This window comes from Providencia sp. PROV200, assembly GCF_049901995.1.
GTDB classification, from domain to species: Bacteria; Pseudomonadota; Gammaproteobacteria; order Enterobacterales; family Enterobacteriaceae; genus Providencia; species Providencia rettgeri_E.
Window position 1 is genome coordinate 212,842 of the sequence record NZ_CP096308.1, and the last position, 12,502, is coordinate 225,343.

Genomic DNA, 12,502 nt, shown 5'->3' on the forward strand with positions numbered 1-12,502 from the left:
TTTTGATTGAATCAGACCCTTGTATATCTACAAGGGTTTTTTATTACCACCCTATTTGTGGAGTTACCGTAATATCACATTCTTTTGAAGAACTTTGTCTGCATGAATCTTTCAATTTTTCAAAAGCGATTATGTATTCTTCAGCTGGCTTATACCCTTTAACCTTTGCTTTATTAATCAGAAAAATACCGAAATCAACATCTTTGGGAAATCCAGCACCATCTATATACATTGTTCCTAATGTAAATTCCGCCCTGGCAGAGCCTTGACCTGCGGCCTGGTGAAACCAATATCCTGCTAACCGATAGTTAACCTTACCGTTTTTTCCGAAGTAATAATGTAACGCAAGGGATTCCTGGGATTTAAGATGGTTTTGTTTGGCAGCTTTAAGAAATGATTGTTCTGCGAGGTCGAACTTACCCTCGTTCGAATACCGCCAACCTTCTTGATACAGATTTTCAAGATCGTTCGTGATTTGCGTGTGGGGGGGATTTGTATTTTGTTGCTGTGTATTTGCACCTAGGGCAGGAAGGCACAAGGAGAAAGTTAGCAGAGCAATGGCTGTCTTCTTCATAGAAACCTATTTGTTATTTTATTAATTAAATCAAACAGAGGATGCGAAGAACGTTAACAAATATTTCACTAATTGCAAGCAAGCGCATACAGAAAAGGCAGGTGGGTGGCCTGCCTTGGTGAGGGGGCTTGATGAGAGGGTAATTACGCTTCGGTATGGCTTTCGGTTTGCGTGGCTTCAGCTTCGCTTTGCTCTTTGTTCGCTGGGCTCGCAACATCTGCATTCTTGCCATTATTGTCGTTCAGTTCTTCGACAGTGGCCGATGCGTGCCGGTCAAGGGTGTTAACCATGTTGCGAATACTGTCGCGCAAGCGGGTTTTATAGTCATCCACTTCATCCTGATTAAACAGGTTGTTCAACCACAAGCGATCAAGCAGCGTTATCAGCTCATCGAAGCTACGGAACAAACGCACTACACGCATGGCATCAGGAGTACGTACTCGAATGCTGTAGTCGCGCGGGGCCGTATACGAAACCTCTTCAATACGACTCGTTCCAGAAGCCTCGGCCTCTTCAAGAACTTTAGTCAGCGTTGAAATGCCGAAGCTAATTTCTTTTTCTGGTCCCGCCAGGATTTCACTCACGGCTTTTTTGGTGCGGTCAATCGCCCCTTTTACACCGAGGCGTTCCAGTCCGGTGCTGTTAATGGTCAGATTAAACAGCGCCTTTGACATCAAATTGTAGTGGCGTTGCTGCATGCGAATACCTTCTTGCGTTTGCAGCTGGAACGGTACGGTGATCTCCGGGTTAGAGTATTCGCGGCGTTCGCGTGTAGGTGCCTGCCCTTTGTTTTGCGTAGGCTCCGGCGAACGTGTACGGTTGCCACGGTTGTTACGTTTGATTTGACCCTGCTTTGCGTTATCAGTCACTTTAGCCTTCTCTGTAGTTGCCATGATTTATCCTCACATTTAGTCGCATTTAAGCCTGACTATTTAGTCATACGAAAACGGTCAAGTCATGGGAAAAGGCCAGCATTTCGCGGAAGAAAAACAGTTCTTGATTTGACTGGTTATCTGAAGTAGGCTTTTGTAACAGCCTAGCTGATGGCCTACTCTCTTCTCAGCATAACTTCAAACGCGAACCCGTAACTTCGGTGTGAATATACCACCGCCCCCTGGTAGCCTAACTGGCTTTCCTCACGGGTTTCGCACGCCTAAATCAGGCCAGAGCATCTCTGACGTGTTCTTGTTCTTTGAACAAAACATGTCACCTTGCCGCCCTAGCAAAGGGTATTTTTGGATCTCAATCCAAACCAAAAAAATTGTTAACTTCCTCTTATCTCAACTCCTGCGTTTTGTCTGTGTCCGGACTTCGTTTTTACGATGTCTGTCGCTTTGTTTACATCCATTGAATCCTCACATTTCAGGGTGTTTCTCTGTGGCCGGACTTCGCATATAAATTTATGGTGAATATTATGTCTTCTTTCGAATTGCAAGGCTTTGTTTATATTGGCATGTTCCTCTCGTTGTTCTGGCGTCCTAAGAACGCTTCGTTCGTAGTGCCAGCTGGCATTGCTTTTTATATTTTCACGGCTGGATTTGTGCAATCCACTATTCCTTTAATCATTGCCTGTGGCTGTCTGACTCTGTCAGCTGTTGTTCTGGCTGTTCAAATCATGTCTCGTTTCTCTACTGAAGATGACGAACTTGATGAGTCTGACGATTCTGATGATTCCACCACTTCAAGCGCCAAGCGTCCTTCTCGCACTGTTATCACTGAGCACGAAGGTAAGTTGGTTTCTTTTGGTATGGCTCATTGGAAAAATGACCGTTCAAACGATATGTCCTTCTATGTTGAAATCGAAGGGCAAAATAAAGTTTGGGCTATTGGTCTTAAAAAAGCTGTCGAGAATTCTGGTGCTAAAATTGGTGACACTGTTGTTTTCTGGAAAGACTCCGAAGTGCGCACCAGTAAAGCTCAGGTTCTTGATCGCAAGGGTAATGTGACTGGTTATCGCGACCTTGAAACTGACAAACGTCGTGGTCTCTGGATCATGGAAGTTGTTAGCTGATATTCACTAATCTCTCTTAAACAAGCCCAGATTCCTGGGCTTTTAACTATTTTAAATCTATTAATTTCAAGGTGATTTATGATTATCATTAATGCTTCCACGTTCGAAAACTGTATTCGTTGTGGTAGTCCTTGTCAGTTGGAAGGCTTTGATGCTTCCCGCAATACCTATACCCTCAATTGTAATGATTGTGGATGGCATTGCTGTCACCATGAAGGTGCTGATGATTGCCCTCTTTGTATCAGTCAAAATGATGATATTGCACTTCGTGAATGCGGCGTTAAAAACCGGACTGAAGCTATCAAGTTGATGGCCAAAGTTAAATTCATGTTGGCTTCAGTAGCATGCAATATTGGTAAGAATCGATTGAGAAAAAAAGATCGTTCACGTCTAGAAGACGCATTCATGATCTTTGTCCATCTGGATGGAACGAGCTACTCCAATAGCTTTACCTATCGCGCCACCCTGGACTTCATTCATCGTCGATACCTTCAATTAGCTGCTGCGTATCATTGAGTTTCGAATGTTCTTCTATCATTTTTCATCTTAACCTCCCAAGAAACCCAGCCTATGCTGGGTTTTTTTTTGCCTTTCGATTGACCCTTACGCTCCTATCGCTTACTCTGTTCTGGCGATTACATCGCATAACTTCCGGCAATAGCCCTTAACCAAAACACCTAATTTCGGCCACCAGCGCCTCTACGAATGAATCCCGCATTCATTCTCACGGCTTTTTCATGCCTACAAAACAGAATTCGACAGCCCGGTGCCCTATAAGGCTCCGGGCTTTTTGCTGCTCGTCGAACCGGTGTTTTTCCTCACGCTGAGGAATATCAGTGCGTCCAGTCACTCTACTGGGCATTGCAATACCCTTAACTTCCCTTCCTAAACAGACTGTACCTGAGATTTAACCTCAGGCTAGTCAGGCCTTTCCAGGCATAAACTTTCTAAATATTTTAAATCTATTAATTGAGGTATTAACTATGTTCTCCAAAGCTAAAGGTAAAGTAGCGATCGACCCTCGTTATACTCCCGCTAAAAACGGTAATGACTCTGTCATTTTTTTCCGTTTGGGTTGTGAAATGAAGATCAACTCGCAAAAAGTGATTGAGTTTTTCCCTATCAAGGCTTTCGGTAAAGTTGCTGATTTTCTCCACAATACCATCAAGAAAGACTCTGAGATCTCTATCGAAGCTATCGCTCGCACAGCTCGCTATGTGAAAGATGGTTCCGATGTTCAGCGTACTGAGTTCCATGCATTCTCCGTTCACGATATTGCGACCAACCTGGTCGTTGATACGCGAATTAATGATGCTAATCCTCAGTCTTACGTTGCTCCAATCACTGCTTCGACACCAACTCAACAACCACTGCGTTCGCCTGAATTACAGGCGCGTCTGGATGCTGAGTTAGTTGTTCAGAAGATGAGTTATGACGAAGTGAAAACGATCGGTAACAAGTTCCGTGCAGCACTCCAGCAAGCACAGAAAAGTGCCGCAGCCAAGAGAGAAGCCAAACAACAGCCGCCCGCTCAACAACCTACCGTTAAGCAAACTGTGACAGCTCGTAGCAGTGCGATCTTCGTACCTTCTACAAAGCCTACCGTCACAGACCAACTCATTGCAGCTCGTGCAATGGTTAGTAATGGCAGTTATTCCGATATGCGCGGTTAATACTCCGCAGTAAACGCCACTCGTTGAGTGGCGTTTTCATATCTGTTTGGTCAATTTTTAAATCTATTAAATATGAGGTACTACCATGTCTTATTCGAACAATGCCCGTCGCGCTTATGACAACAATAACGCGAAAAGAGCCAACACTGACATCACGGTCAGAGTTGACACAGTGACCCGTCACATGATGACTCTAGGTAGTCAGTTTGAAAAGGCTGCAATGCACCCACATATCTCTTTCCAGAGAGAGTGTGTGTTTGCCAAGCACATCATTAACAACAGTGACTATCTCACTGGTATTGCGTTAACTAACCCGCGTTCTTTCGAGACTGCGTTTTTACAGTTAGCGAGTTCCGGTTTGACACTCGACCCTGCACAGAAACAGGCATATCTGGTTCCACGCAATAATCGGGTGATCTTGGATGTCTCTTATCTCGGCCTGATCAAAATGGCTACAGATGAAGGACTCTGCCAAGACATTGTTGCTGAATTGGTGTTTGAGAATGATGCAGTATTTAAGCCACAAGGTCGTCGTAATAGTCCGATCCATGAGTTTGACCCATTTGCTAGCAAAGGGGATTTGATTCTGACGGTGACGGATAAAGGTACCTTAGGCGCTCGCGGTAACTTCCGTGGTGTCTATGTGGACTTTCTCATGCGAGATGGCCGCAACCTCGTTTACTTTGTAACTGTTGAAGATTTAGCCGCTGCTCGCGCAGTTTCTGAATCTTGGAAAAAAGTTGATAAAAGAGCATTATCTCCGTGGACAACATTCCCGTGGAAAATGGTTCTGAAATCCGCCCTTAAACAAACCGTTCATTTAATCCCAGGCAACCGAACTCGAATCAGCGCAGTGATTGATTATCTCAATACCTACGGTGAAGAAGGGTTCAAGTCTTCCGCTCATGTCCCTGTTGAAGCTGCTGCTGCTGAAATGGCTCAACGTCAAGCTGCTCAGGCTGCTAACAATGATGTTGCTTCATCTCAGCCTATTGTTGCTGACGACAGTGTTATTGAGGGTGAAATTGTTGCTCATGATGACGTCGCTCCCCCTGCGCAATCGGCCCAACCCGTTGAGAAGGCATCTCAGCCTGCGTCACAGGAAGCTCAGTCAGCTCCAGTTGATGTTCAACCCAAGTCTGATGCGGGTGGATCTCAGCCAGAAGAACTTCAAGTTCCGATGTCTGAAATTCCAGGTGTTCGTCAAAGCAGTTTCAAACGAATTGCGAAACTCGTTACCCGCGCAGAAAAAACGCTGGCTTACGAAACCATGATCGCCGAACTGAAAGACGCATTTTCTTTCAACGACAGCGAATTGGCTTACGCAAAACGTCAATTGGAACAATCGCGCCGTGACCTGCTCAGTACGAAAGTTTCTGAGTCAGTTCACATGTGTGATTTTGGGATCGCAAATGACTTTGTTAATCGTCTTGCTGACGGGGAGTTTAAAGCCAGTGCAGCCCAGTGGGTTTCTTCTGTTGAAGCTGAAACTAACTCCATGCAAGTGCTCTACTCTCAAGCTCTTCAGTCCGGTCAATTCGACGAACTTGAATCTGCCTTGAATTCAGTCAAACACAAAGGTCTCAAAGAGATGTTGTGCAACCTGATTTCAACAGCTAAAGCAGCATAAAACATAACCGGCATTTATTGCCGGTTTTTTAATTTTATAAATTTATTAATGGTGATCGTATGTCTGATTCAATCTGTGAAATTGTCGATATTGAACAAGGAACTCCAGAGTGGCACAAATGGCGTAGAACAGGTGTTACGGCAACATGCTCCCCAATTCTCTTGGGTGCGCCTGGAGCTATGAAAACGCCTTATCAGTTATACCTTCAGTATGCAGGCTTGCTTGCTTCTGAAGATCTATCTGCGATTAAGCAGGTGGATGCCGGTAACAAACTCGAAGCGCTTGCGCGGTCTTACTGCGAAAGTGAATTGGGGCAAATAGCCTCACCCTTTTGCGTTCGACATGCCAAGTACCCGTTCATGATAGCTTCGCTTGATGGACAGCTCGATGACCGTTCTGTACTGGAGATCAAGAATCTCTCAGAGAAAAAACATTTAGCTATCCTCGAACAAGGTTCAGCCTCGCCGGAATTTAAATATTACTTCTGGCAGGTGCAGCATCAGTTATTCGTAACAGGTGCCCCGCAAGCTTATCTTGTTTTCTGGTCCGCTAAAGATCAGCCGAAGATTTTCCTTATCAAACCTAACCAGGGCGCTTTCACACGTTTGTTTGCTGCATGCAAAGAGTTCTGGGAACGTTTAAATCAAAAGGTAGCTCCGGCTTTTGATAAACAGCAAGACATCCTGCTGGTTTCTGATGCCGATATTCTGGCCCAAACCAGTGAATTTACTGCTCCAGATGATCTCTCTGCTCGTATCGCTGACATCCGCCGTCAAGTTGCGAATGTCCGCGCCAAAGAAGCCGAGTTTGAAGCCGTGAAAGCCCAGTTGTCTAATCTTGAAGAAACGCTTAAGGCGTCGATTCAAGGTCTTGCAACAGGTCTTGGTTTCAAAAGCACAGACCCTGTCCGTATTGATGGGTTTGGTTTTCGCTATCTGGAAAGTAAAGTCAAAGGTCGCACTAACTGGAAAATGATCGCTGAGCGTCTTAATGTGACTGCTGAGCAATATCCGGACTGTGTGACTCAGGAGTCTCTTCGCTCCAGCCTGTCTGTCTATGAGTATGAAGCTTCCCCAGAGGACAGCGTTTATATTCCACCTGAAGCCATCAAACCTGTTGTGGCAGAAGGAGATGCACTCACCGGTGTTGAAGACAATGCCTTGTTGTTGTTTTAACTCTCTCACACCCGACTTCGGTCGGGTTTTTTCTTGTTGACCCAGCTGTAAGAATTGATTATTGTAGCGGTGCGGTACACACCGCCTAACTTCTGGCAACCTGCCCCTAAACACCTAATTTCGGCCATATCGCCATTCTGAATGCGTTTACTCTCATTCACACGGCACACGCATATCTGTACCAAATTCGATAGCCCGTTGCTTTTTAAGCAGCGGGTTTTTTTATGCGTCGAAAACGGTGTTTCGTTCTCAAGCTGAGAACAACAAGTGCCTCCAGTCACTCTACTGGAACTTTGCAATACCTTAAATCTCGCCTCTTTTCTGAGGCCTTAAACCTTTTAAATCTATTAATTTTAGGAGTCTCTCCATGTCCATCGTTAATCTGACTGCATATAAAGCATCCGACGCACAACGCGAAATGGGTGTGATTGATGTTGAACGTGACATTTCACAAATCATTCGTGAAAAACTCTCGTTCAATGACTGCCCCACCGTTTCGTTAATGCAGCAACGTGCCGACGAACTAGCAGATATCGCTTTGCTGCTGTGTTCCCGTCACCAGGCTGAAGGTGTTTTGGTTTATGCCAAAACCTACTTTATGCCAACCCTGATCACCGCGCTTTCCGAGCGTGGTATTACGGCGTTTGCCACTTATGCACCTAAGTCGATTGTCTGTGAACAAGGACAAATGAGTAGCCGGTATACACATTCCAATCTGGTTTGCTGTTCTCCTGCTGCTTAATTCGACGACTCTTCACTTTTAAATTCCCTAACTCTTTTAAATCTATCTAAATTATTGAGGTAATACATGTCTACTTTTAACACTACTCTAGCTGCTGATACCCTGGTTCGTAACGTCGCAATCTCTCCGGAATTATTCGGCGTTGTCATTCCAGAACACATGAAAGCGCAGGTTAAACCGTATGCTGGTTTCGCTGCGGATAATGCATTCAGTGCTGCCATCCCTAGCCGAAATGATCATTACGTGTTTGAGCCGTCTCTGCGTGCGTCTGTCCTGATGTGGATTAACTACCCTCAGGGTCAGTCGCTGTGGATCTCCGGCCCTACAGGCTGCGGTAAAACCAGTATTGTTGAGCAAGTTGCCGCTCGACTGAACTGGCCTTTGATGAAAACAACAGCTTCTCAGGATTTGGACATTAATAGTCTTGTCGGTGGTCTTCGTCTCGTTTGCGACACAATGACCGGTGATACCCGTACAGACTTCCTTTATGGTCCTCTGGCACTTGCTTACAAATTTGGCCTCATTTTCCTTTTGGATGAATACGACCAACTTGACCCAAGCTGTGCTAACGCTTTTAACGCGATCTTAGAAGGTGGGAATCTTGTTATTCCTGAAACCAACGAAGTGATCAAAAAGCATCCTAACTTCCGTTTTGTCGCTACAGCCAACTCGATCGGCCAAGGTGATTTAACGGGTGTCTATGGTGGTGTAAAAGTGCTGAACGTCGCGAACCTCGATCGCTATATGTTCATCAACGCGAATTACATGCCAAAAGACGTTGAAACCTCGTTAATCAAGAAGTTCATTTCAGATGAAGTGCTCGCAGGTAAGTTTGTTGAAATCGCTAACATCATTCGTAAGTTGTTTGTCGGCAGTGATATCGCTGGTGATTTTAATCAGTCCAATGACAGTTCTTCTGTCAAGGTATCCGCTGTTTCGCCAGACACGCGATTGTCTGTTACGTGCTCTACTCGCTCGCTGATTGCCTGGGTTGAACGTTTCTCGCTGATGAATAAGGCCAAAATGCCTGAAGCTCTGCAAGTTTCCTTCGACTTACAAATCGGTAACCGTGCCGGTGCTGATGATAAGCGTGCTCTGCATGCCATCCTCAAAGCGGTATTCGGTTAAACCTTGTTAACACCTCTCTAAATGCAATTCTCTAAATAAATAATGGCCCATTTCTGGGCCTTTTTAATATTTTAAATTTATAAATAAAAGGTAACTAATATGTCTACGAATAACCAAACTCACACTCAAGTTTTAGACCAATTAATCCTGGTTTCTCTTTCTGAGATTTCCTGCATTAGCGGCCGTAAAAAGCTGCAACGTCAAGACTTAGGTGAAAATGCCGAACTGCCACCAGAAGTCATGGTGTCTCTTGGTTCTAAGAAAGTGATTGACCCGCAGTTGATTAACCCGTTTGAACGCTTTAAGAACAAGGCTAAGAAAGCTTGTTTGTCCTACGGTGTTGCTTTCATGGGCGGCTATGCTGTCCCAACGGATAAGGTCAATGCACTCATCGATGAACTGAAGGATGTGAAGCAAGAGTTTTATGACTACAAAAAAGAATTTTTGAAGGCTGATTTTAATGGCTGGATTAATTCATTTGAGGAAAAGTATCGTGCAATCCTTGTGCGCGATGCCGCGATTGATATCGGCTATATGGATTCCCAAATTCAATTTGGGTTTACTGCGATTCATATCACTCCTTATGGCAATGCCATCATTCAAGATGGTTTTGCAAGTCAGGTAAAAAGTCTGGCAGATGAAGTCTATGAAGACGTTGCCTCCGTTGCTGACAAGTTCTTAAAGAACCTGAATAGCAAAGATGCAATCAGTCAACACACACTGAATCCGCTACGTCGTTCTGCTGAAAAACTTCGTACTCTGGCGTTTATTGACCCCAGTGTTGAAGGTCTGTGCGAGTACATGTCTCAAGTGCTTGATAACTTACCTTTGACAGGCAAAGTTACCGGTCAAGACTACAACAATGCATTATCCCTTCTAAACAACCTCCGCGATCCACAAGCTGCTAAGTCGTTTGTATCGTTGCTTTCAAATCCGCAAGCTGATTCTGGTTTGGATGCCTCTTTGGTTCTCGACGCCTCTTTTGAGTTGCCGACTACCGATTTGGTTTCTCCACCAGCACAACCTGCTTTGGAAACAACACCAGCCACTCCTGCTGACGTGGTTCCACACACGAACGCATTCGCTGTTGCTGAAACGATTGATGATAGCTTCTTGGCCGACCTGCCACTCGACTTGCCTCCGGCCGGTCCTGTTGCAGACCCGGTTGTTACAGTGGCTGATACGTCAAGCACTGTTGAAGTTAATCAGCCTGCTGGTTCTGTTGAAGTTGTTGATGATAGCGCGCTGCTGAGTTCTTTCGTCGTTCCTGCTGCCGCTGTCGATTTGAATGCCCCGGCTTCTGCTACTCCAGTTAATCTGGATTTTGCTGATACCGATTCAGACGATGGGATCATGATGTTCTAAATCTAAGGCCCCTTTACGGGCCTTTTTTAATTTCCTAAATATGGACTTGGTTATGCAAAAGTATCTTTTGTGCAACAACGAGTTACTTGTTGAGTTTAGTAAATACGGTGAGCAGCTTCCTATGGCTTTTGCTGTGTTGTTTGGTAATACCCTGCCCTGGCTTGGTGTTTCTGAAACTGATTTCGACATCCTCCGTTTAGGCCCGTCTCACTCTCTCTACCGCTTTACCTGGCAACAGGTACTGCAAAACGCCTCGGTGACTTTGGATAGCAAAACGTTTTTTTTACGTTTGGCTGACAACGGTGACCTTCGCACCTGTTTGAAACGTCCTTAACGACTCGTTTTCGTCCTTTTAAATTTATATTAAATCTATTGTGAGGTAAGTATGGGTATTTATAACTCTCTGCCCGTCGTTGCACGCGCCCTGAGCGATCAGCTCGGAGTGAATGTAACTGTTGGTGGTTCTACGGCTTGTGCTTCTCAGCAAGGTTCTTCATTCACTATCAACATTCCTTTCTATAAGGATGCTGAAAAATTGTCTGACGTCCTTCTGGGTTATTTGGTTCACGAAGCTGCGCATGTCAAATACACAGAATTTCCGATTCTGAAAGAAGACATTCCTGCTCGTGCCAAACAAGGCTACAACCCAAGTGTTCTTGGTAAGTTGGTAAACATAACCGAAGATCTTCGTATTGAACGTGCGATAGGTCGTCGCTTTCCCGGAGTGCCTTCATTTCTCAAAGCGTTAAATCACTTTGTTTTTAATGAGGACACGAAACCAACTGATGATCCTGCTGTAGCATTTATCAACGGTTTACTCTTGTGTGGTTTCAAACGGTATCACGCACTTAACATTCCTGTTGATCAAGCCCAATCAGACTTCATTCGCTTATTCGGACAAAACATGTTTGATACAGCGATGGACATTCTCGGTTTGGCGATTAACGCGCCTTCCATTGCCGACTGTCTGGATATTTCCTGTCGTCTTTACGATCTTGCAGTAGATGCTTTTAACGATAATCAACAAGACCAACATGATCTGCCTCCTGAGACCGGTGACGATTCACAATCCGAACCAAGCAGTGATAACTCACAGCCTGGCGAAGATAATGATAGTGCTGACTCTAATGTAGATGCTGGCGATGGCTCTTCTGACGGTCAATCGTCTCAAGGTACTTCCGCTCAGCCTGGTAATGAACCTGAAAATGGTGACAGCCCTGCTTCTGGCAGTGATGTTTCCACCAGCGTTTCTACCAGCTCAACACCGTCTAAATCAGACCATTCAGACCCTTTTGCCAATGTCACTGATGATAATCTCAACGAGGTTATTAAAGGTGCTGGTGAACGCTTGAATGACTGTATTAAAGACAACGTTTCTCCAAGTGAACGCACACCTGCTGCTACCCCGTTCGGTATTGCTCCGGCTAAGCGTCACGCAACCAGAGAAGCTTCGGTTCTCCGAGGTGTTCAGGCTGCGTCTGGCCTTCGTCAGTCAATGCACGGGCTACTACAAGGTATGCAACAAACTCGTCGTACACACAAAGAAACGGGTCGTGTTATGGATACGCGTCGGCTGACTTCGGCTCTTTTAGGAGAAACCAAGTTATTCCGACACAAATCTAAAGCTGTTGAGTTCAACTCTGCCTTTACTGTTCTGCTTGATTCAAGCAGTTCATTGGGTTCTGACATGGTTGAAGCTGAAGCCGCTGTTGTCTCCTTGCTCTTTGCGTTGGACGGCATCAAAGGTGTTTCGACTTCGGCCTATCATTTCCCACATGCCACCGCAAATAACGTTGGCTTGCTAAAAGCGCGTGAACAAAGCTTCCGGGCTGCGGTTAACGCTAAGCAATTTGGTATTAGCGCAAATGGTTGTACGCCACTGGAACAAGCTTTATGGCCTGCGTTCAGTGACTTGCTAAATGCGCGCGCTGATCGCCATGTCATGGTCGTGGTCACTGATGGTAAGCCCGATAACTCCGGGCCTGTTATTCAGATGGTTAATGACGCGAAAAAAGAAGGTGTGATTGTTATTGGTATTGGCTTCGGCGGTGCTAATTCAAACATTATGACTTCTCTATTCGATGATACTGGTGTTGCTGTAGGTTCTGTCTCTGCCCTTCGCGGAAAGCTTCTCGAAGTCTCCCGCAAAGCTTTAACTCGTTAATTTTAAAACCTTCCTAAACAAATCCTTAGCCTCCTGCTTT

General features: G+C 45.2%; 12 protein-coding genes. 10 read left to right on the forward strand and 2 right to left on the reverse strand.

The window, feature by feature from the left end; translation table 11 throughout:
* Positions 1–43 precede the first annotated feature (43 nt).
* Together M1E86_RS21015 and M1E86_RS21020 are read right to left on the reverse strand one after the other, a co-directional pair.
* Complete coding sequence (locus M1E86_RS21015) at positions 44–574, reverse strand: tetratricopeptide repeat protein (RefSeq protein WP_042847238.1); 531 nt, start codon at positions 572–574, stop codon at positions 44–46.
* A 143-nt stretch (positions 575–717) separates the two neighbouring features.
* Positions 718–1,467: an AcaB family transcriptional regulator gene (locus M1E86_RS21020; protein WP_052219379.1), complete on the reverse strand. Its 750-nt coding sequence runs from the start codon at positions 1,465–1,467 to the stop codon at positions 718–720.
* Between the two features lie 647 nt (positions 1,468–2,114).
* Between M1E86_RS21020 and M1E86_RS21025 the strand changes: the two genes are divergently transcribed.
* The 10 genes from M1E86_RS21025 (at position 2,115) to M1E86_RS21070 (ending at position 12,462) form a co-directional block, all read left to right on the forward strand.
* Positions 2,115–2,585, forward strand: coding sequence for a hypothetical protein (locus M1E86_RS21025; RefSeq protein ID WP_162762202.1), 471 nt, complete (start codon positions 2,115–2,117; stop codon positions 2,583–2,585).
* A gap of 78 nt (positions 2,586–2,663) precedes the next feature.
* Complete coding sequence (locus M1E86_RS21030; protein WP_042847236.1) at positions 2,664–3,101, forward strand: hypothetical protein; 438 nt, start codon at positions 2,664–2,666, stop codon at positions 3,099–3,101.
* Between the two features lie 467 nt (positions 3,102–3,568).
* Positions 3,569–4,258 carry a single-stranded DNA-binding protein gene (locus M1E86_RS21035; protein WP_052219378.1) on the forward strand — a complete coding sequence of 230 codons (690 nt, stop codon included), beginning with the start codon at positions 3,569–3,571 and terminating at the stop codon, positions 4,256–4,258.
* Between the two features lie 85 nt (positions 4,259–4,343).
* Complete coding sequence (locus M1E86_RS21040; RefSeq protein ID WP_042847235.1) at positions 4,344–5,888, forward strand: recombinase RecT; 1,545 nt, start codon at positions 4,344–4,346, stop codon at positions 5,886–5,888.
* 59 nt (positions 5,889–5,947) lie between these two features.
* Complete coding sequence (locus tag M1E86_RS21045; protein ID WP_052219377.1) at positions 5,948–7,063, forward strand: lambda-exonuclease family protein; 1,116 nt, start codon at positions 5,948–5,950, stop codon at positions 7,061–7,063.
* A 367-nt stretch (positions 7,064–7,430) separates the two neighbouring features.
* Positions 7,431–7,805, forward strand: coding sequence for a hypothetical protein (locus tag M1E86_RS21050; protein ID WP_042847234.1), 375 nt, complete (start codon positions 7,431–7,433; stop codon positions 7,803–7,805).
* Between the two features lie 66 nt (positions 7,806–7,871).
* A complete protein-coding gene (locus tag M1E86_RS21055) occupies positions 7,872–8,933 on the forward strand; it encodes an AAA family ATPase (protein WP_042847233.1) in 1,062 nt (353 codons plus the stop codon).
* A 99-nt stretch (positions 8,934–9,032) separates the two neighbouring features.
* The gene (locus M1E86_RS21060) at positions 9,033–10,298 is read left to right on the forward strand and encodes a DUF3150 domain-containing protein (RefSeq protein WP_052219376.1); all 1,266 of its coding nucleotides are present in this window, start codon (positions 9,033–9,035) and stop codon (positions 10,296–10,298) included.
* A gap of 52 nt (positions 10,299–10,350) precedes the next feature.
* Positions 10,351–10,632 (forward strand): hypothetical protein, encoded by a 282-nt coding sequence (locus M1E86_RS21065; RefSeq protein ID WP_042847232.1) that lies wholly within the window; start codon positions 10,351–10,353, stop codon positions 10,630–10,632.
* A gap of 51 nt (positions 10,633–10,683) precedes the next feature.
* Positions 10,684–12,462, forward strand: coding sequence for a VWA domain-containing protein (locus tag M1E86_RS21070; protein WP_166267788.1), 1,779 nt, complete (start codon positions 10,684–10,686; stop codon positions 12,460–12,462).
* Positions 12,463–12,502: the final 40 nt, after the last annotated feature.